Origin of the sequence: Marinomonas sp. IMCC 4694 (genome assembly GCF_008122525.1) — a bacterium.
Taxonomy (GTDB): domain Bacteria; phylum Pseudomonadota; class Gammaproteobacteria; order Pseudomonadales; family Marinomonadaceae; genus Marinomonas.
Window position 1 is genome coordinate 820,047 of the sequence record NZ_VSRV01000001.1, and the last position, 20,597, is coordinate 840,643.

The 20,597-nt window shown below is 45.0% G+C and carries 17 protein-coding genes; all 17 read left to right on the forward strand.

The genetic code is table 11. The features are described 5' to 3' along the window. The first annotated feature begins 9 nt into the window (after positions 1-9). The 17 genes from FXV75_RS03785 (at position 10) to FXV75_RS03865 (ending at position 20,590) form a co-directional block, all read left to right on the forward strand. Positions 10-714: a flagellar hook assembly protein FlgD gene (locus tag FXV75_RS03785; protein ID WP_148831247.1), complete on the forward strand. Its 705-nt coding sequence runs from the start codon at positions 10-12 to the stop codon at positions 712-714. A 12-nt stretch (positions 715-726) separates the two neighbouring features. Next, the gene (locus FXV75_RS03790; RefSeq protein WP_148831248.1) at positions 727-2,424 is read left to right on the forward strand and encodes a flagellar hook-basal body complex protein; all 1,698 of its coding nucleotides are present in this window, start codon (positions 727-729) and stop codon (positions 2,422-2,424) included. Positions 2,425-2,575: 151 nt separating this feature from the next. After that, positions 2,576-3,319 carry a flagellar basal-body rod protein FlgF gene (gene flgF, locus FXV75_RS03795; protein ID WP_148831249.1) on the forward strand — a complete coding sequence of 248 codons (744 nt, stop codon included), beginning with the start codon at positions 2,576-2,578 and terminating at the stop codon, positions 3,317-3,319. A gap of 51 nt (positions 3,320-3,370) precedes the next feature. Beyond that, entirely contained in the window at positions 3,371-4,156 is a 786-nt protein-coding gene (flgG, locus tag FXV75_RS03800) for a flagellar basal-body rod protein FlgG (RefSeq protein WP_148831250.1), read from the forward strand. A gap of 15 nt (positions 4,157-4,171) precedes the next feature. Then, positions 4,172-5,023 carry a flagellar basal body L-ring protein FlgH gene (locus tag FXV75_RS03805; RefSeq protein WP_148831251.1) on the forward strand — a complete coding sequence of 284 codons (852 nt, stop codon included), beginning with the start codon at positions 4,172-4,174 and terminating at the stop codon, positions 5,021-5,023. A 48-nt stretch (positions 5,024-5,071) separates the two neighbouring features. Continuing rightward, positions 5,072-6,151: a flagellar basal body P-ring protein FlgI gene (locus FXV75_RS03810; RefSeq protein WP_148831252.1), complete on the forward strand. Its 1,080-nt coding sequence runs from the start codon at positions 5,072-5,074 to the stop codon at positions 6,149-6,151. Positions 6,152-6,159: 8 nt separating this feature from the next. Continuing rightward, positions 6,160-7,161, forward strand: coding sequence for a flagellar assembly peptidoglycan hydrolase FlgJ (flgJ, locus tag FXV75_RS03815; RefSeq protein ID WP_148831253.1), 1,002 nt, complete (start codon positions 6,160-6,162; stop codon positions 7,159-7,161). A 109-nt stretch (positions 7,162-7,270) separates the two neighbouring features. After that, a complete protein-coding gene (gene flgK / locus FXV75_RS03820) occupies positions 7,271-9,247 on the forward strand; it encodes a flagellar hook-associated protein FlgK (RefSeq protein ID WP_148831254.1) in 1,977 nt (658 codons plus the stop codon). A gap of 4 nt (positions 9,248-9,251) precedes the next feature. Then, positions 9,252-10,562, forward strand: coding sequence for a flagellar hook-associated protein FlgL (gene flgL, locus FXV75_RS03825; RefSeq protein WP_148831255.1), 1,311 nt, complete (start codon positions 9,252-9,254; stop codon positions 10,560-10,562). A 24-nt stretch (positions 10,563-10,586) separates the two neighbouring features. Next, on the forward strand, positions 10,587-12,185 hold the full coding sequence (locus tag FXV75_RS03830; RefSeq protein WP_148831256.1) for an HD-GYP domain-containing protein: 1,599 nt from the start codon (positions 10,587-10,589) through the stop codon (positions 12,183-12,185). Positions 12,186-12,492: 307 nt separating this feature from the next. Further along, positions 12,493-13,383, forward strand: a complete 891-nt coding sequence (locus FXV75_RS03835; RefSeq protein ID WP_148831257.1) for a flagellin — start codon at positions 12,493-12,495, stop codon at positions 13,381-13,383. 1,341 nt (positions 13,384-14,724) lie between these two features. Then, positions 14,725-15,609 (forward strand): flagellin, encoded by an 885-nt coding sequence (locus FXV75_RS03840; RefSeq protein ID WP_148831258.1) that lies wholly within the window; start codon positions 14,725-14,727, stop codon positions 15,607-15,609. Positions 15,610-15,673: 64 nt separating this feature from the next. Continuing rightward, complete coding sequence (locus FXV75_RS03845; RefSeq protein ID WP_148831259.1) at positions 15,674-16,096, forward strand: flagellar protein FlaG; 423 nt, start codon at positions 15,674-15,676, stop codon at positions 16,094-16,096. Between the two features lie 34 nt (positions 16,097-16,130). Further along, positions 16,131-17,714 (forward strand): flagellar filament capping protein FliD, encoded by a 1,584-nt coding sequence (gene fliD, locus FXV75_RS03850; RefSeq protein WP_148831260.1) that lies wholly within the window; start codon positions 16,131-16,133, stop codon positions 17,712-17,714. A 50-nt stretch (positions 17,715-17,764) separates the two neighbouring features. Further along, positions 17,765-18,199, forward strand: coding sequence for a flagellar export chaperone FliS (gene fliS, locus FXV75_RS03855; protein ID WP_148831261.1), 435 nt, complete (start codon positions 17,765-17,767; stop codon positions 18,197-18,199). Next, entirely contained in the window at positions 18,199-18,492 is a 294-nt protein-coding gene (locus FXV75_RS03860; RefSeq protein ID WP_148831262.1) for a hypothetical protein, read from the forward strand. Before fliS ends, FXV75_RS03860 begins: the two co-directional genes overlap by 1 nt. Further along, on the forward strand, positions 18,482-20,590 hold the full coding sequence (locus tag FXV75_RS03865) for a 6-hydroxymethylpterin diphosphokinase MptE-like protein (protein WP_148831263.1): 2,109 nt from the start codon (positions 18,482-18,484) through the stop codon (positions 20,588-20,590). Before FXV75_RS03860 ends, FXV75_RS03865 begins: the two co-directional genes overlap by 11 nt. The last annotated feature ends 7 nt before the right edge of the window (positions 20,591-20,597 follow it).

Sequence of the window (20,597 nt, forward strand, 5' to 3'; positions counted from 1 at the left end):
GGGTAGCTAATGACAGATATATCTAACGCAAAGGGTCTTGGCGGGCTGATTTCTCAATATGGCACTGAAGCGGCTAAATCAAAGGCTGGTATCGAGAAGCCTGAAGTGGATAAAAAAGACACCGCCTTAGCCGATCAGAATGTTTTTTTAAAGCTGTATATTGAGCAGCTAAAAGGCCAAGATCCGACGGCTCCTCAAGACACCAACGACATGGTTGCACAAATGTCTCAGTTTAGTTCCCTTGAGCGGCTGACCAGTATTTCGGATCAGCTTGAAAATATGGCGACGTCGTTGACATCGAACCAAGCGCTGAGTGCCTCGACGTTGGTAGGCAGATCCATAATGATGGAGGGTAATAAAGCGAAGGTGACTGAAAACGTAGACGCTGTCCAGCTTAGAACCACGCTGCCAGAAGGCTTACAGTCAGCGACATTAAAAATATACGATGCTGATAACCGCCTTGTCCGTACGACACCGCTGAAAAGTGATGAGTACAAATGGGACAAACTTGACAATGAAGGTCATGTTTTGCCACCTGGCGAATACCGTTTTGATGCGTCTTATGTCAATGATAAGGGTGAGACGTCAGCCCTCAGTACCCGTCTGCCAACGCGGATACAAGGCGTCACTATCAACGGTGAAAATGGCACTGAGCTGAATGTGGAAAATCACGGAAAAATCAAACTCACGAATGAATTAGAAATATTAGGGTAACTGGGGAATATTATGGGATTCAATACAGCGCTGTCTGGCATTAAAGCCTCTGCCGATTTTTTAAGTGTTACGGGTAATAATATCGCTAACTCTGATACAACAGGTTTTAAAAAATCTCGTATCGAATTTGATGATCTTTACAATACCAGTGTGCTCGGCGCAGGCAGTGGTAATAGTATTGGTTCCGGTGTGAGTGTGAGTGGTGTTTCGCAGGCGTTTTCGGCAGGTACCCTATCTTATACCGACAGCAACCTTGATCTGGCTATTGATGGCGGTGGTTTCTTTGTCGTGGATGCGGGTGTGACAAATTCATATACTCGAGCAGGCAATTTCAAATTAGATGAAAATGGCTTTTTGGTGACCAGCTCAGGTAATAACGTTCAGGGGTTTAATGCCGTAGACGGCGTGGTTGGTGGTAACTTAGAAGACCTTAAGATTCCTACTGAGCGTATTCCCCCTGAAGCAACGGCGAATATAAGTCTAACCATAAACTTAGACTCTAAAACCGAAGATGTTCCTCCTGTTATGAACGTGGACTTTGACCCTACTGATCCTGATACATATAACTTTACTCAGACTCAAGGTGTTCAGGACGCAAATGGTGTGTCTCATATCGTGACGTATTATTATGCGAAAAGTGATTTGCCAAACACTTATAAGGTGTATGCTACCGTCGATGGTAACGTTACCGATGACACTGGTGCTAAGTTCTTAGGTGACACCTACGCGACTTATAATTCGGCCGAAGGTGGTACGGATTATAATGGAGATGGTATTGAAGAGCAGCCCTACGAATTGTTGTACATTGGCGCTACAGTGCCTAATGCGGTTGACGTCGCGACCGGTACGAAAACGCCATTAGCGCTGGGTGGCACGTTAGGAGGAGTGGCCATTACATCGACATTGGCACCAACCGAGGTGCGTGATGCTCGTATTTCTGGGCGTGACGCCTTTAGCCCGCTGAATCCTGACTCTTACTCATACGGTAATACCAGAACCATTTACGACTCGCTCGGTGAGTCACATACTCTAGGGTATTATTTTATTAAACAGGGTGAAAATAATACTTACGAGATGCGTGTCACGATGGATGGTGAAGAAACATTCATTGATCCGATGAGCGGTGAGGAAACGCGTTATTTAGAAAAAAACACTTCAGTGATGTTCGATGCGGCTGGGAATCTAATGGGTACCTATCGAGGGATTCCTCCATTAGGGGTAGAGCAACCTATTACGCTAGAGGTGAGAGGGCTGGATCCGACCAATAGAAGTCAAATTGCGCCTCTTGATCTTGCTGGATCAACGCAGTTTGCTATCGCCAACACAGACTCTTTTGAGCAAGATGGTTTCTCGGCGGGTGAGTTGCAAGGGGTTTCTTTTGACAGCGAAGGTTTGCTGGTTGCGAATTACACCAACCAACAAACGGCAACACTTGGCCAGTTGGCTTTAGCCACATTCGACAGTACCAGCGGCTTGGTGCCGAATGGTCATACTGCATGGCTCGCAAGTAAAACGTCCGGGCCAGCCGATATTGGACGACCGAACTCCGGCACTTTGGGTAAAATTGCGGGTGGGGCGTTAGAAGAGTCGAACGTCGATCTTACGTCTGAATTGGTTGCTCTTATTGAGGCACAACGTAATTATCAGGCTAACAGCAAGACGTTAGAGACAGAAAACACAGTGACACAGACAATTATCAATCTTCGATAACGTCTTAAATACAGTCCATTTTGATACCGGGTTGGCCTTGCTATCCCGGTTTTTTTTTGCATTTTTTAGATGTTATTAGTTGGTATGATTCTTGAAGGATAACCGTCAAGTGAATTTAAATGGTTATGGATATTCTTCTAGGAGAAGGTAAGTGGATAAGGCCTTATATTTAGCCATGAGCGGCGGTGTACAAACCATGAACGCTCAGACAATACACGCTAACAACTTAGCCAACGTAAGCACAACGGGTTTTCGTTCAGATTTCGAGCAAGCTCGTGCCATGCCTGTCTATGGAGAGCATCATCCAAGCCGTGTTTACGCGATGACTGAGAACCCAGGAACACGGTTTGCCCAAGGTGACATGATACAAACCGGTCGAAATTTAGATGTGGCTGTAGCAGGCGACGGTTTTATAGCTGTCTATGATGAAGCTGGTCAAGAGGCCTATACACGCGCTGGCGATTTGCAAATTAATGCAGCAGGTCAATTAGTAACAGGCCGAGGGTTGCCGGTGGTTGGCACAGCAGGGCCCATTTTTTTGCCACCTTCTAGTAACATCAATATCACAGCGGATGGTTCAATCTCAATCGTCCCTCAAGGTGGCGCCGCCAACGAGGTCGCTGTTTTGAATCAGATTAAGTTAGTCAACCCAGATAAACAGAATGTGCGTAAAGAAGAAGATGGTCTATTGCATTCACGTGATGGTCAAACGTTCGCTGCAGACCCTAATGTGCAATTAGTCAGTGGTTTTATCGAGGGAAGTAACGTCAATGCTGTCGAAGAAATGACGCACGTTATGAACCTTGCGCGTCGTTTTGAAATGAACGTAAAAATGATGGACACCCTACGAGATAACGCGGACTCCTCTGCTCGGATATTACAGCGTGCCACCTAGCCAACAGGCTAGGCACAGTTAACAAATAATTGGATCAAACGAGAGGCTTTTATGAATTCGGCATTGTGGGTCAGTAAAACCGGTTTAAGTGCGATGGATAAGCAGTTAAACGTCGTTGCCAACAACTTGGCGAACGTCTCTACCACGGCGTTTAAAAAAGATCGTGCGGTATTTGAAGATCTTATGTACAAAGCGGTACGTGCGCCGGGTGGGTTAAGTGCTCAAAATGCAGAATTGCCATCTGGGTTGCAGTTAGGTACGGGTGTCAAAGTTGGAGCAACACAGAAAGATTTCTCCAACGGCGATTACAACATGACGGACAGACAGCTTGACATTGCCATACAAGGTAAAGGCTTTTTGCAGGTGTTGCAGCCGGATGGCACGATTGCTTATACGCGTGATGGCAGTCTGCAGTTGAATAGCCAAGGTCAAATTGTTACATCAGGCGGGTTGGTTGTTGAACCGGGTATTCAAATTGATCGTGATGCTGTCGATATTTTGATATCAGAAGATGGGGTCGTGTCGGTTCGCAAAACTTCCGACGCTGATGCGCAGCAGGTTGGAACCATCAACATTGCTGGCTTCATTAACCCCACAGGACTAAACGCCGCCGGACAAAATCTTTACACTGAAACCAATGCCAGTGGACCGCCATTGGTCGGGGTGCCCGGAACCGATTCCCTGGGCCGGATCGCCCAAGGCATGTTGGAAGCGTCCAACGTAAACTCGATTGAAGAATTGGTGAATATGATCACAACGCAAAGAGCGTACGAAATGAATTCAAAAGTCATCGCCTCGGCGGATGGGATGATGAGTTTTGCAATACAGCAGTTATAACTTGGTGAGCTAACTATGATAAAAATTAAAATGGCGATTGCCATCGTGTTGAGTGCTTGCCTTTCGGGCTGCCTTTCTTGGGACATTAACGCGCAAGCGGTTGCAGAAGCTGCCGCGGCTGGTGTGGCGGCGGCCGCAACGGACGCCGTGATCGATGCCGCAGCAGGCAATGAAACCCCGCCAGAGGAAACAGCACCGGTTGACGAACCCAGAAAAGGCTATGTACCGGACCCAAATGATCCGCTTAATGGCCCCAGTTTTAGCCAATCAATTCAGTCTGATGATCCGTATTACGCTCCTGTCTACCCGAATGGCATGTCACCCTCTCAGGCGCCAACAGGCGGTATTTATCAGGCCAGTATGGGAGACGTGTTTTTTGGCGACCAAAAAGCCAGCAAAGTGGGTGATATTTTAACCATTAATTTGAACGAAACAACGACATCGACAAAAGCCAATGCGGCCACGGTGTCAAAGTCGTCATCGGCCACGATCGACAACCCCACGGTGTTAGGACAAGAGCTCAAGGTCGATACAATACTTCCACAACAAGGTACGGACTTTTCAGGCAACGCATCCGCGAATCAAAATAACAGTTTAAACGGCACCATTTCAGTCACCGTTTACAAAGCGTATCCAAACGGTCAGTTAGCGGTTCGGGGTGAAAAGTGGTTACGTCTAAATCAAGGTGACGAATACATTCGTTTTTCTGGGGTGGTTCGTAAGCAAGATATTTCTCCAAACAATACCGTCGATTCTGAGCGCGTCGCCGACGCCAGGATTACCTACTCTGGGACTGGGGATGTGGCGGCAGGCAGCGAACAAGGTTGGGTAAGTCGCTTGCTGAATTCCAGCAATATGCCTTACTAATCAAATCATCGACTAATCGAGGGCTTTGCTTCCTCAAAGGGTAATGTAATGAAACTCATAACATTCGTCGTCTTATCTTTCTTGTCGTTGGCTGTTCAAGCTGAGCGTCTTAAAGATATCGCGAGCGTTCAAGGCGTTCGAGAAAACCAATTGTTTGGTTACGGTTTGGTCATTGGTTTGAATGGAACAGGTGACAGCACCCCGTTTACCAATCAGAGCTTCTCCAGCATGTTGTCGCGTTTTGGTGTGACCCTCCCAGATGGCGTAAGTGCAACGTCTAAAAACGTCGCCGCGGTTTCTTTGACAGCGACCTTGCCTGCGTTTTCTAAACCAGGACAGAAAATTGATGTGACGGCGTCGTCCATTGGCAACGCGAGTGCATTGCGTGGCGGGACGTTGTTGCTGTCCACCCTCAAAGGAGCTGATGGTGCTGTGTACGCCATTGCACAAGGCAATCTTGTGGTGGGTGGGATGGGAGCAGACGGCTCAAGAAACTCTGTGAATGTGCCGACGGTTGGACGTATACCCAATGGTGCGAGTGTCGAGCGCATGGTCGCCAGTAGTTTTAATACAGGCGATACCTTGACGTTTAACTTAAACCGCCCTGATTTTACCACGGCAAGACAAGTTACCGACACCATCAACAATCTTTTGGGTCCAGGTGTCGCGACCACATTAGATGCCACCTCGATACGCGTCTCAGCACCCAGAGATTCAAGTCAGCGAGTGACTTACCTGTCTATTCTTGAAAACCTAGAAGTGGAAGTAGCACAAGAGCGCGCCCGCATCGTGGTGAACTCCCGTACAGGTACGATCATCATTGGTCAACACGTTAAAGTCTCCCCCGCAGCGATCACCCATGGCAGCTTAACCGTCACGATCAGAGAGATACCGCCGGTAGTTGGGCAAGATGGCACCACCACAGGCGGCCAGACTATTATTTCCCCTCGTGAAGGTATTGAAATAGCGCCAAACAGTGGCCGAATGTTTGTTTTTGATCCTGGTGCATCATTGAACGATATTGTTCGTGCGGTTAATCAGGTGGGCGCGGCGCCCGGCGATGTGATGGCCATATTAGAAGGCTTAAAGCAAGCTGGTGCGATTAACGCTGACCTAGTCGTTATATAGGGTGACTCATGAATTCAATTCCGCCTAAGCAGGATTTCTTTGCTGACTTTTCAACCTTGACCGATCTGAAAACGAAAGCCGCCCAAAACCCAGACGCGGCGATCAAAGAAGTTGCACAACAGTTTGAGTCTATATTCATCAATATGCTGCTAAAGAATATGCGCTCGACAAATGAGGCCATTGGTAGCGGGCTTTTTTCCAGTGCGCAAACAAAGCAATATCAAGAAATGATGGACTCGCAGATGTCGCAAAGTATGGCGAAATCAGGCGGGATCGGTTTGTCGGAAGCGCTTATCCGTCAGTATCAGGCGCAACAGCAATCCCGTGTTGGGTCACCTGAAGCAAAAGCGCGTGGTGATACGGATTTCCTCAATCAAGTCGCAAAACAAGATCTGGTTAGAATACAAGCCTTGGCACATCGCGCCTCAACCGAATTTATGCGGAGCGTTCAGCCAAGTGCAGAGCAGGCAGCCAGTATGGCTGCAACGAATGGGGTATCCGCGGCGGGAAACATAGCGGCACCGTCGGCATTGTCCGTCGTGTTTGCCACCCCAGATGAATTTGTGGATAACCTCTGGCCTTATGCCCAGCGAGCGGCAGAAAAATTAGGAGTGAGTCCGAAGGCAATTTTAGCGCAGGCTGCGCTAGAAACAGGCTGGGGAAAATACCCCATCGCCAAAGAAAACGGCGCGGCCAGTTTTAATGTGTTTGGTATAAAAGCGGACACTCGATGGCAAGGCGATAGGGCTGTGGTGAATACATTGGAGTTTAGAGACGGAGTGGCAAAGCGAGAAAAAGCCGCTTTTCGTGCTTATGACTCGTTTTCACACAGTTTTGATGACTACGCCGATTTCTTAGCATCCAGTGATCGTTACAAAGAAGCCCTTCAGGCGGGTAAAGACGCGTCAATGTTTGCCGCTTCTTTACAGCAAAGTGGTTACGCAACCGATCCAAATTACTCTCAGAAAATGGACAGTATTATATTGAGTAAGTGGATACGAGGCTTGTAGAGGGGTTGGTCGATTAATGGTAAGTATTGGTAAAGTTTTTGCATATTCTGCCGATAGCCATTATTCAGTTTTAACATGATTTATGAAAAACCTACTAGGGGTGTGAGCGATGAGCTCAAATTTATATTCAATTGGTTTGTCTGGGCTTCAGTCCAGTAATGCTCGTATTAATACGACGAGTCAGAACACATCCAATGTGGATACAGAAGGCTACAGCCGTCAACGAACCGATACGGCGAGTTCTGCATTAGGCGGCGTTGTTCTTCGTGATACTTTTCGTCTGGTTGATAATTTTGTTAGCGCTCAGGTGCGTTCCGATACGTCCGAGTTTGCGTATTATGACGCACTTCATTCAATGATGACGGCCTCTGACAACTTGCTGTCAGAGCAAAATGTGGCCTTAACTGGTTATTTAGATAAAGCGTTTGGCGCTTTGCAGGCCGCCAATAATGACCCTACGTCTTCGTCATTAAGAGAACTTGCCCATTCGAGCTTTAAAGACCTCGTCAATCAATACAAAACTTTGTCCAGCATTGTCACGCGCCAAGAAGATTTAGTGGACGAGCAAATTTCCTCATCTTTAACAGAAGTGAACGCCATTGCAGACAAAATTTCAGACTTAAACGCCAAAATTTCACGAGAAGAAGGGGCGTCCTTTGCGTCTGCGAATGAGCTACGCGATCAGCAAGAGCAGCTAGCTAAAGATTTGTCAGAATTTCTCAGCATCAAAACACAGTTTAACGACAAAGGTCTCATGAATATTCATTTGTCTAATGGCCAGCCACTAGTGATGGACAACGCACCGACTGAGGTGTTTGTAAGGCCAAATGAGCTAAACCCTAAGCAAGTCGAGTTAGCGGTTAACTTTGGTGACCATAATGTGGGCTTGAAAATGGAGGGGTTAGGGGGCAGCGTGGGCGGTTTAGTAGATTACCGTTCTGAATTTAGTTCGTACGCCGATCGCACGTTGGGGCAGAGTGCTATTGCTATTTCTGACGCGATGAACGCACAAAACGCAAAGGGGTTAGATGCAAACGGTCATTTTGGGAAAGATATTTTCTCTCTGGCAAACATAGAGGTATACACCGCTTCTGACAGTGCGCGGAAATCCTCTGCCGTGGAGGTACGGGTATCTCAAGGTGAAGCTGCAAAAATTACCAAAGACACCTATGAGCTAGTCAAGGTTGATGATCAAATGTTCTCCATCAATAGGTACGATCTTAACAATCGGCCCGTTGGACAACCCGTGCTGCTTGATCCGTCGGCGACGGCGCTCACCAGTGATGGTTATTACAAACTCGACGCGTTGGGTTTAGATATTAAATTGAGCGATCTCAATGCCATTGAAAATGGCGACGTGTTTCGTTTTGTTCCTACGCAAGGCGCGGCGTCAAAATTAGGCCTTTTTGCCAAAAATGGAGACGATATCGCCTTGAGTTCTCCTATCGGTGTCGTCACGCATTCCAGTAATTTATCCAACGCTAAAATATCTGTCTCTGAGATTACCAGTACCCGCCCCGATGCCTCCGCTTTTTCTGCCGATGGTTCACTTTACCCGAGTTCGCCACACAGTATTTACTTTACATCGCCTAATTCTTACGTGGTTCGTGATTCGTCTGGGTCGGACGTTGCAGCGGTCGATAATGTTCTTCAATACAATAACTTACTTGAGCAAGCGGGTTTATCTATAAAAGCGGGGTTTGATGTTTCGATTTCTTCAACCCCTCGTGCGGGAGATGAATTTTCAATGAGCCCTGACGAAGTGGGCGTGGCCGATAATTTGAACGGCTTAGCACTGATGAATTTACAAAACCAGTCTTTGGTTGAAGGTAAGGCAAGTTTAACAAAAGCATTTGCTGGTTTTATTGCTCATGTTGGCGTCGAAGCGGCAGAAGCAAAAGGCCATGCGGCATCGAGTGAGGTGGTTTTGAACGACAGCACAAACCGTCGTGATCGATTGTCTGCGGTGAATCTCGACGAAGAAGCCGTAAATTTAATGAAATATCAGCAGTCCTATTCTGCTTCTGCACAGGTTATCACTGCAGCGCGTACGACGTTTGAAACCCTGCTTGGTATCATGAGGTAACTACATGCGAGTGACGAACAATTTAATTTATGGTCAGTCAAGCAGGGCGATCGGCCAAGCCAATGAAAAAATGATGAAGGTGCAAGAGAAAATTGCAGCTCAAACTGACATTGTAAAGCCTAGCGATAACCCCGTGGGGGCGAGCCAGTTATTAATGTACGAGGGCAGCAATAATCGCTTAAAACTGTTTGACGAATCGATAAAAATGGCAACCAGCAGCTTGGAATACCAAGAGGTTGCACTGGACAGCCTAAATGACTCATTGGATGACGCTCGCACCTTATTTATTCAAGCGCAAAACCATATAAACACGCAAGATGATATCGATGCAATTATTCAAGAAGTGACACTGATCACAGAGTCCATGGCGGAACTGATGAATTCTAAAAGTGCAGATGGTAACTACATCTTTGCCGGCACAGACACTCAGGGTCCTCCTTTTTTATTGGACGGTCAGGGGCGATATCAATGGGCCGGAAATGAAAGTGTGAGATACGCTCAAATCTCAGAAGACATGAAAATACCCATCACAGATTCAGGCAAAAAATTGTTTCAAGACATTTGGACCAACCGAACTTTTAGCTCCCAAGTGATTGCAGGGGATGTGTCATTAAAAGCGAGTGTCAAAAACCAGGGTGATTTTGATCAGTTTATGGACCGTCACTATGATCCACAGGACCCGTTACGTAATGTGTATGTCATCACCACTCTGCCTACAGGTGCTGAAAACGGTACGCTTCCTTCGGTTGATTTATCGCTGATTGGTTCGGAAAGTGAGGTCGATGCCAAAAGAAGAGAATCCTTTGATGGCACGCCAGGTGTTTTTAGTGTCACCAACAGTGCCGGTGACGTGGTGTCTTCAGGGTCCTATACAACGGGTAAGCCGATTAATTTTAATGGCATGTCGCTGTTATTGAGAGGGGCGCCTGGTGCCAGTGTCGGCGTTTCTTTAGACAAGCCAAAACGAGACAACGTGTTAAACGAGATTAATGACAGCCTGGTCACGTTAGGAAATAAAAATGCCACTGAGGAAGAGCGCTCTGCGGCGTTTTTTAGTGCCACTGAGAGTATCAATAATGCTCAGACTAAGGTCGGCGAGGGTCGGTCATCTGTCGGTGCCAGGCTCAACACACTAAGAGATAGGGAAGATTTCAGTTCGGCGAATCAATTATCCAATACAATTGCGCAAGATCGAGTGGGCGGTTTGGATCTTGCGGCAGCGGCGACAGAGCTGTCTATGAATGAATCGGCGTTGAATGCCTCTCAGCAGGTATTTACCCGAATCAGTAATCTCTCTCTTTTTAATAAAATGTAATGTGCCACAGGGTAAGGAATCAGTATGTCGGCGTTTGAAATAGAATCCTGTTTTGGGGCTGAGATTAATGTCGGGTATTTTGATATTTATGAAATACTCGATCTATTGGGCGTTAAAGAGGACGTGGTTAGTAATAATCGTGTGCAAAATTTAATCAAAAAACATGGGGAAAATGAACGTATTGTTGCGGTGGCTATTCGCCAAGTATTGTTAGACTTGCTCGCGCCAGCCCTAGAGAGTGTTTTTCTCCCTTTTGATCCTTATTTCTCCGACGATAAGCTCCAAAATACCAAAAAAGAGCGGCTGTATGATGCGCAAGAGCGCTTTCTTATTTTATGCCTTTCTATTGCAAATGGTCGTTCTGTCAAGAGTCTCAAAAAGCTCAACCCCGAACTTAATACCAAAGAGTTGAGGCAAAAAAATAAGCAAGGGCAGAACCTCTTTCGCTATTTCAGAGAAATGCTGAACGAGCATACACGAGAATTCATTCAAAGTTACAAAGCGCGTATGGAAGCGGTAAGCAATGAGGTCTCAGAGAGCACTGCGCAAAAAAAAGAGCCAAATGATCAAACTAATAGTGTCACCGGCATTAACGCTGCAGGTACTAACGTTGCTGGCGCTGAGGCGATGGAAAGCGCCTCAGCCGACGCCAAAGTAAACGGCGCAAAAAAAAACTCCAGTACAAAATTAACTCCCACCACGTTTGCCAATGAATCGACAATTGCCCTAAAGTTATTTCAAGATGGTAAAACACTGCTGTCAGACCAAGTTGAACGGTTTAAGCGGGGTGAATCACTTGATATGCTTGAGCTGATGAAATTTTGTCACCGACTCATTGAGTCTCATACGCGAAATAATTTTTCCTTAATGGCGATTAGAAATATCAAGGATGCCTCCACCTATTTGGGGTCGCATTCCATTGGTATGGCGGTGTTAGGAATTCATTTTGCTAAGGCGTTAAAATTATCCAATGCGTACGTAGAAGGCATAGCGTTAGGAGCGTTATTGTTTGATTTAGGGCGTTTTCGTTTGCCTGTTGCAATGATAATGAAATCCACCAAAATGACAGACAGTGAATTTGATCTATTTAGAAAACACATTCAATTTGGTGAGCAAATATTAAGCCGCTGTGAAGGTGTCCCCAAAATAGTTCATCACATGCTGGTGGACCACCACGAAAAAATAGATGGCACAGGGTATCCTATCGGTAAGCAAGGCCAAGAAATATCCGTGTATGGAAAAATGGCCGCGATTATCGATGCGTATGATGCGATGACGTCAGAACAAAGTCATAAAAAATCTATCGTTCCTATTCAGGCCTGTAGGCAAATGAAAAAAGAGTCAGGCACGGCGTTCGATGCTCAGTTATTGTCGGTGTTTTTAAAAAGTATAGGCCCTGTTCCTGTGGGCTCTTGTGTCCTTCTGTCAAATGGTCGCATTGGGTTTGTCTTAACACTCGACACCCAGCTTATGCCGGCTTTGATTCGGCAAGTTTACAGTATGACAAACAAAGCATTTATTGCCTCAACTGACGTTGAATTAGGTAAGTCTTCAAATTTAGCGATTCAAAAAGAAATCGATCCTCAAGCGTTTGGCTTGTTGTTCAGTGATCATGTTTCTTAGCTCGCCTCCTGGTTTTCTCTCTAAAATCCCCGCGTTATCTACCTCAAAATCGCACCTAGCTTCTCTGGGTTAAGGTGCTTTTGTGTCTTTGTATAAAATTTTTCACTTTAATGTTTAAAGTTTTTTCCTTTTTGTTCGATAACCTGATTGTAGCGTTTTTAAGGGTGTTCATAAAAAATGAACGGTTTAAAAACAAAAAATTAAAGATTTATATCGAGTTGTCGATAAGATAAATAAGAGACAAAAACCAAATAACTAATTAAATCAAAAGGTTGTCTCGTTAATAATTGTTTTAGGAGAGAATAAAATGTCTTTATATGTCAATACTAATGTTTCCTCGTTGAGCGCTCAGCGTTCTTTGTCGAGTTCGGCACGAGATTTAGATACGTCTTTTGAGCGTCTATCCACAGGTTACCGTATCAACAGTGCGGCGGATGATGCGGCGGGTCTTCAGATTTCTGATCGATTAACATCGCAAATTAATGGTTTGAACCAGTCTGTACGAAATGCAAATGATGGTATTTCTTTGGCTCAGACAGCAGAAGGCGCACTTGAAGAAACCACCAATATGCTTCAACGCATGAGAACGCTTTCTATTCAAGCGGCAAATGGTTCAAACACAGAAAAAGATCGTGTGGCCTTGCAGCAAGAGATGACTCAGTTGTCCACTGAAATCAACAGAATCGCAGAAACAACCACTTTTGGTGGCGCTAACCTGTTAGATGGCACATTTAATGGTGTGTTTCAAGTCGGCGCTGACTCTAATCAAACGATCAGCTTTACTTTGGCGTCTGGTGGGATAAGTAATTCAGTGGATTATGCCGGTAATGGCGGCTTTACTGTCTCCGGTTTGTCTGCAAACTCCGCGATAACAGCGCAAATTAGTGTGGCGACTGCGTCAGTTTCGAACGTGGCCAATGCGCAAAGCATGATTGATGTGTTGGATACCATGATTTCTGCGGTGGATTCTAAGCGTGCCGAATTGGGTGCCGTGCAAAACCGATTTAGCTCGACAATATCTAACTTGAGTAACGTGTCTGAAAACGTTTCTGCTGCTCGTGCTCGTGTTCGTGATGCTGACTTTGCACAAGAAACGGCGGCACTGACCAGTGCGCAAATATTACAGCAAGCAAGTAGCACTATTTTGGCTCAGGCGAATCAGCGCCCACAAACGGCTTTGTCTCTATTAGGAAACTAATGAGAAATAAAATTTAATGCGACTTAGATTGAGTCGTTATTTAAACGTCATTCCAGTTTTTCTCGGAATATAGGTTACTTCTCTCTCCTAGAGGTGCCTTTGCTGCCGGGTGATTTTTTCACCCGGCTTTTTTTTGTCTGAAATAACGTGGAAGTGCATTTTTATATTTTACCGAAAGGGTTTGCAGTGTGTTGAGTCGTGTGTTTTTCCGTTGCGATTGCGGGCTCAAAGGTCATCAAAAAAGAAGTAAGTGCTCGCGTAAGGATTGGCGTGTGGCTCTGACCTTGTTGTGTCGCAGTTTGCCAGCACTGCCATGTTGTAAGTCTGATTTGACGAATGCGTTTTGAGCGCACTGTTTTGACCATAATGCTGTGAAGAGGCCTGGTTAAGCTGGGGCGCTCCTATTTACAGCCGAGTTCAGTTATCACGCACCAGTGCTGTTGCGATAAGTCGTCGCTTTTTACCTATGGCTTTCACGTGTTTAGGTGTGATTAGAGTCTTTTGTCGTGAAGGGGTACCGCTCGTAGTGGCGGGCGAAAGACAAAAGTGTTGGTTCAAGGCGTCCTATGAAAGTGAACGAATAAAGCCGTCATTAGGAAGCTTGATTGAAACGTACTGGCTCGACCGGCGAATGGTTAGCTGTCGTCTTTGTGCCTATGTTATGCCTGAGCCATTGTGATGCGCAATGGTTAGAGAGGATTGGAATAGTGATTTTTTATTTGGCTCGCTGGTGGGTAGAAGCTTAGTGAATGGGCCTGTTTTTTTGTAACAGGGCTTTATATTGCCTGCGCTGTTGAATGTTGAATGTTGAGTGTTGAGTGAGTCCTATTTTGCGCTTTGAGCGTCTGCTGATGTTTGCTGTGCGATGCTTTTTCATGCTTGCGCAGGTTGAATTCGGATTCACGAGAGGTGCTGTGGTGCAAAAAAATAAAAGGTGCAGGGTAATGGCGGATTGTTAATGTTTTGACGCATTTTTTGGGGGTAATTACATCAAAAATAGAGGTTAAATATTGCCTCTCGTTGTGCTTTTTAAGGGTGTATTTTTGCCGCCTTTTGCGGTTGCTTGAACAGAGTTTTTGGGCTTTCTCGTGGGATATAGGTTAATCGGCTATTTACATCGTTTGTGAAAGAGGTGAGCGCAAAGTAAAAAAAGTATAAATGGAAGTTTGTTGTTTTAAAGTAATTAAAAACAACCAGTTAGGCAAATTTTTGCCGTGTGTGCGGTGTTTTTTTTCCGTGTAAGGGAAATAAAGTTCCGTAATTAATTAAAGGTTTTCAGGAAGGTGTCGAAAACCTATTACGATCTGCTTTTAGCAGGATTTCAAAATCTAGGAGGCTATAATGGCTCTTTATGTAAATACAAATACTTCATCGTTGAGTGCACAGCGTCAGTTGATGGGTTCATCCAAGTCGTTGGATACGTCATTTGAGCGTTTATCTTCTGGTTTGCGTATTAATAGCGCTTCTGATGATGCGGCGGGTCTGCTTATTTCAAACCGTTTAACGTCTCAAGTTAATGGTTTAAACCAATCCGTTCGAAACGCGAACGATGCCATTTCTTTAACACAAACGGCAGAAGGTGCTTTAGACGAAACATCGAACATGCTGCAACGTATGCGTACTTTGTCTATTCAGTCTGCAAACGGTTCTAACTCAGACAAAGATCGTGCGGCGATTCAACAAGAAGTGAGTCAGCTATCGACTGAAATTAACCGTATCGCATCCGATACCACCTTCGGTGGTGAGAATCTATTAAACGGTAATTTCACGGGTGTTTTCCAGGTTGGTGCGGATTCTAATCAAACCATCAGTTTTAATTTGACCAATGGTGGAATGAATAACACGATCGACTACGCAGGAAATGCCGGTTTTACCATGTCTGGTCTGTCAAGCAGCTCTACTACAGCTCAAGTTAGTGCAACTAGTGCTTCTGTGTCCTCGGTTGCCAACGCGCAAAGTATGATTGACGTGTTAGATACTATGATCGCGGCGGTTGACTCTAAGCGTTCTGAGTTGGGTGCGGTACAAAACCGTTTTGGCTCTACTATTAGTAACCTAAGCAACATCACTGAAAACGTATCGTCAGCGCGCTCACGTATTCGAGATGCAGATTTTGCTGAAGAAACGGCTAAGTTGACCAGCTCGCAAATTCTTCAACAAGCCAGCTCATCTATATTGGCTCAAGCAAACCAGCGTCCTCAAACAGCTTTGTCTTTGTTAGGCTAACTATTCGTGGTAGCGAAAAGCTAGGGCACCGCCCTGGCTTTTGTCTACGTGGAGGGACTTTGATATGTCTATTAATGGTTCGGATTTTTCTAAGCAAAGCCTAGGTTATGTGTCGAAACCTGAGCAGCGCGCGGGCGAAGACTTTGTGGCATTGCGTCAAAGCCATGCGAGAACGGTGCAAAATACAGCCGATGCCGGTCGTGCTGACAAAGACAATAGAAATACGCATTTTTTGAATATGCCCGCAAAGGTGGAACCGTCCGATATTGAAGCGGCGAACAATAAAATGTCTCAGTTAAATGTGCATTTAACATTTGAGATGACAGAAGACCGAGCGCAAAATATCGTCAAAGTGTTGGATCAATCAACGGGGGATGTGGTTCGTCAAATTCCCACTGAAGAGTTTCTGAAAATGTCAGAGCGAATTGATGCTATTATGAGTCAACTCAGTGATATTCGAGGAACCTTGGTCAACAGCGAGGTTTGATCAGACAGATAATGTGGCGTGTTAGGAGATAAGTATGTCGGTTGGCTCATTAGGTGCAGGGTCTGGTATAGATTTAGAGTCCCTTGTAAAACAAATGGTGAGCGCTCAAAAAGACGCAAAAGTGTCACTCTACCAAGGCAAAATTGACGGCTATGAAGCCGAGTTGTCGGCGTTAGGTCAAGTAGGGTCCGCAATTGATGTTTTTAAAACGTCAGTCAAAGCGTTAAATGATGATGACTTGTTTACAGGTAGAGATGCAAATATTGCTCAAAAGGAAGGGGAAGAGGTTGTTTCAATAACCACCGATAATACCGCTTCTAATGGAACGTTTGCGATTGATGTAAACCAGTTAGCAAAAGGCAGTCGTGTCATGTCAGCCCCTGGCCTTTTTTCTTCGCCTGAAGATGTCGTTACGGAAAAAGAGGCGACGTTAATTTTTAAAGCAGGCGACAATGAATTTTCTCTCGATGTAAAAGCCGGCACAACACTTGCCGAATTACGCTCTCAAATTAATACATCAGAAGACAATTTTGGCGTGTCTGCCAACTTGGTGGACGACGGCAATGGCCATTTATTTTTCACCGCTACATCTTCAATTCAGGGGGCGGGTAATACCCTCAAGATAATCAATACCTCTTATGTCCCTGATGATGTACCGGTTGTTGCTAAAGAAGAACCCGTCGTTGAAGAGCCTCCCAAGGACATAACAGAAGAAATTGACGCATTAGATTTAAAAGGCGACGACGTTGATTTTGCTAACGACGGTGAGATTCCTGTCGATGAAAAGCCACCTACGCCACCCGTTGAAAAAAAAGCAGAGCCTGATAGTGCTGATGCTCAAGACGCCGCCTCTGCACAAACTTCGGCCAACCGTTTAAACAGCTTGTCGACTGAAGGGGCTTTCGCTGGCATGTACACCCCGTTAGGTGAGCAAGCAAAAGATGCGATTATTACCGTCGACGGCATTCAAATTCGCAATCAAACCAACACGTTTGATGACGCGGTGGCTGGCTTGTCTATAGAGGCCCTTGCGTTAACCGATAAAAGCACCAAAGTTGACATTAGCTTTGATCAGAAAACAGTCCAAGAAACCATCGAAGGTTTTATCGCCTCTTATAATGACCTAGTTGGCTTGCTGCAGAAAAGTTCAGGTAAAGACGCGGTGCTCAGTGGCAACAGCATGGTGCGTAACCTTCAGTCCTCACTCTCAACAGAAATAATGACGAGCCATGGAGCGACTCGAACCTTCACCTCTATTTTTGACCTCGGGGTTAAAATGGATAATAACGGTTTTCTGGACTTTAATAGCAACAAATTTGAAGCCGCTATGAAAAAAGGCTACAGCGAAATCGCGCCGTTAATATCGGGTGAAAAAGGCCTAGCGCAATCGTTGGATGATCTGTTATCGAGTTACACCGGGTCCACTGGGATGACAAATTCATTAAAGGAATCCGTTCGTCGGTCGATAGATAGTACAGAGGGGACATTAGAGGCGTACGAAGAACGAATGGTTAAATATGAGGATTCATTGCGATCTAAGTTTGCGAGCTTAGATTCTCGTTTAGCTAATATGAATGCTCAAGGTGGTTATTTAAATTCCGTATTATCTAAAATGTAAATTGTCCCAAATTGTCCCAAATTGTCCTAAATGTATTAATGAGGTTGTGTATGTACAAGAGTAAAGGGATCCAAGCTTACAGAAAGGACTCTATAAAGTCCGATTTAGCTTCAGCAGACCCTCACCGTGTCATTCAGCTGTTAATGCAAGGCGCACTTGAAAAACTTGCGTTAGGTAAAGGCTGTATTGAACGTTCCGATTTGGCAGGGAAAGCCGATGCATTGACGCGCGCGGTGGAAATTATTAATGCTCTGCGCGACGCTCTAGATCGAGATGTTAACCCAGAATTAGTGGATAACCTTGAGTCTCTTTACGATTACATGGTGGTTCGTATTACCGAAGCCAGTGTTCAAAAAGACACGTCTATAATAGAGCAAGTTATGGGCCTTATTTTGCAGATTAAAGGTGCATGGGACCAGATTTCTTCAGCGGATAAGCAAATGGCGTATTCCGGTCAGGGTGAAGCGCGTGTCGGAGCAATTTAATGTTTGATGTGTCTTACTTAGCCGAATTAAGTAGGGCGTTAGAACAGAGCGTTATCGACCAAGACATAGAGAAAATACAGCAATTGTGTGATCGCAATCATGATTTTATTTTGTCTATTGAGCCGCAACCAGACCCTATCGACAACGAGAAAATCCGTCACTTCATCAACACACATAAAGTGGCCAATCAATTAGTGTCGACTGTGCATGCCGAGATGCAAAAGCAGCTTTACCAAGTTAAAAAAAACCGCCAAGGTGTTAATCAATATAAAGGCGTGAAAAATGCAAAATGAAGAAATACAGTTGTCACTTGAGCAGGCAGAAGCTTTTTTTGATATGTTCAAAAAAGGCACGGCACGTCTTAAAGAAAACGACAAAGCACTGACTCAGCGTTATCTAGATAACATGACCATTTTTGCAGAGGTCATGCCTCATATTTTTGAGTCTTTTCAGGATTATCAGCCCCAAAAACGTCATGTTTACGTAGAGGAGAATGGTGATTTAAACTTATATCGCGAAGATGTTGGTGTCCCTCTTTTCTCAACAGAACCCACATTGCAAGCCGCTCACAAAGTATCCTTGGCCTTTAAGGCGCCCAATAAAACTTTTTTGAACCTCGAACGCACAGACAAACACCCTAGTCGACATGTCTATTACAGCAATAAAATACTGGATCAAGTGAACCTGCAGGCAGAGGGATTGGCGTTGCAGGAAACATGGCCTGAGTTTTCTGGCTCGCTCATATTGTTTGGTGTTGAATTTGGCTACCAGCTCGAACTGATTCTGGCAGAGCGCGATATAAAGCATCTTTATCTTTATGAGTGCGATTTGGATTTTTTTTATTACTCGTTATTTGCCATAGAATGGCAGCCTATTCTTGAAAAGTTTAATAGAGATGGGCGCACTATCCATTTTTTTCTTGGCGTTAATCACGAAGAATTCACCGAAAAATACCTGCGTCAGCTAGAAGAGAATGGTTACTTCATGGCGCCAGAAACCATGTTGCACGTGTCTTACACCAGTCCAGAAAATAACTTAGCCATTGAATCTTTTAAAAAACAATACGCCCGTCAAGTCATGGGATGGGGATTCTTTGATGATGCTCTTATCGGCATTGCTCAAGGGTTAAAATCCCTCAGCCATACCAAATTAGCCTACTTTCCTGGCCACAATGCTTTGCCAAAATGGGCCGTAAATACCCCTGTTTTTATTTTAGGTAATGGCCCGTCTCTGGATCAAGGCATTGAATTAGTAAAAGAAGTGCGCGAACAGGTTCTGCTTATTTGTTGTGGCTCGACCATTAATACCCTTAAAAAGTTGGGCGTTACCCCCGACATTCATGTGGATATTGAACGACTGAAACAGACCGTCGATAAATTTCAATTTTTAGACCAAGACTACCTCGATAAAATATGGGGCTTGTCAGTGAATGTGATGCACCCAGGGTTATTTGACTGCTTTAAGCGCTCTGGAATGGCAATGAAACCGGGCGAAGCCATCACCTCACTGATGCTGAATCAGATTCGAGTTTCTGGTGACAATGCAGAATACGTACAGCTAAACTATTGTAATCCCGTCGTGGCCAATTTAGCGCTGGCCTATGTGCATTTATTTGGTTTTAACAACGTCTATTATTTAGGCGTTGATAATGGTTTCAAAGATAAAGGAAGCCATCATTCTGTTCACAGTGGTTACTATAAGGAAGGCAAAGAGACGGGTTTTCAAACCTTCCAAGAAGCGGCGCTCGTTCAGCGCGAAGGTAATTTTGGTGGTACAGTGTTTGCTACGGGGATCATGGACACATCGCGAGTTCAGCTTGAATCATTGACTCGACAGTTGAATCAACGCCGTAACTTTCAAAGCTTTAATCTTTCTGATGGGGCGAAAATTGAAGGCGTGACACCCCTTAAAATGGACGATGTGTTGATGATGGACCCAAAGGTGGATCACTCAAGATTGATTGATCTTCTTGAAGCCACTTTTTTTACCGACGCTCCTGCATCATTATTGGATCGATCTGCCGATTCGCTTATTTCAGTAGACGACTTCCGTAAAATCAGTCAAATATTGCAGCAAGGTTGGGATGAAAAAATCACCACAAGAGAGCAAGTGTGTGATTTGTTATGGTCCCATCATCGTCAAATTTATTTTTTGAAGGGCAGTATTCATCGTCATATTTTCGATCTTTTAATTGGCTCTTTTACGTATTCTGCGTTTTTGATCGTGCAGTTTATTTTCAAATACCAAGACGAAGCCGAAACGGTCAAGCGTGCGCGACACTTATTTATGCCATGGTGTGAATTTCTAGACGAAATGCCCAGCATGCTTCAGCAAGCATCGGAATACGTCGATCAAGGTAACGATCACCTCATCACTCATTATAACGGGTAAGCCGCGG

Coding starts and splice junctions, on each gene's coding strand:
- FXV75_RS03785 (WP_148831247.1), top strand. CDS start 10: ATGACAGATATATCTAACGCAAAGGGTCTTGGCGGGCTGATTTCTCAA.
- FXV75_RS03790 (WP_148831248.1), top strand. CDS start 727: ATGGGATTCAATACAGCGCTGTCTGGCATTAAAGCCTCTGCCGATTTT.
- flgG (WP_148831250.1), top strand. CDS start 3,371: ATGAATTCGGCATTGTGGGTCAGTAAAACCGGTTTAAGTGCGATGGAT.
- FXV75_RS03805 (WP_148831251.1), top strand. CDS start 4,172: ATGATAAAAATTAAAATGGCGATTGCCATCGTGTTGAGTGCTTGCCTT.
- FXV75_RS03810 (WP_148831252.1), top strand. CDS start 5,072: ATGAAACTCATAACATTCGTCGTCTTATCTTTCTTGTCGTTGGCTGTT.
- flgJ (WP_148831253.1), top strand. CDS start 6,160: ATGAATTCAATTCCGCCTAAGCAGGATTTCTTTGCTGACTTTTCAACC.
- flgK (WP_148831254.1), top strand. CDS start 7,271: ATGAGCTCAAATTTATATTCAATTGGTTTGTCTGGGCTTCAGTCCAGT.
- flgL (WP_148831255.1), top strand. CDS start 9,252: ATGCGAGTGACGAACAATTTAATTTATGGTCAGTCAAGCAGGGCGATC.
- FXV75_RS03830 (WP_148831256.1), top strand. CDS start 10,587: ATGTCGGCGTTTGAAATAGAATCCTGTTTTGGGGCTGAGATTAATGTC.
- FXV75_RS03835 (WP_148831257.1), top strand. CDS start 12,493: ATGTCTTTATATGTCAATACTAATGTTTCCTCGTTGAGCGCTCAGCGT.
- FXV75_RS03840 (WP_148831258.1), top strand. CDS start 14,725: ATGGCTCTTTATGTAAATACAAATACTTCATCGTTGAGTGCACAGCGT.
- FXV75_RS03845 (WP_148831259.1), top strand. CDS start 15,674: ATGTCTATTAATGGTTCGGATTTTTCTAAGCAAAGCCTAGGTTATGTG.
- fliD (WP_148831260.1), top strand. CDS start 16,131: ATGTCGGTTGGCTCATTAGGTGCAGGGTCTGGTATAGATTTAGAGTCC.
- fliS (WP_148831261.1), top strand. CDS start 17,765: ATGTACAAGAGTAAAGGGATCCAAGCTTACAGAAAGGACTCTATAAAG.
- FXV75_RS03860 (WP_148831262.1), top strand. CDS start 18,199: ATGTTTGATGTGTCTTACTTAGCCGAATTAAGTAGGGCGTTAGAACAG.
- FXV75_RS03865 (WP_148831263.1), top strand. CDS start 18,482: ATGCAAAATGAAGAAATACAGTTGTCACTTGAGCAGGCAGAAGCTTTT.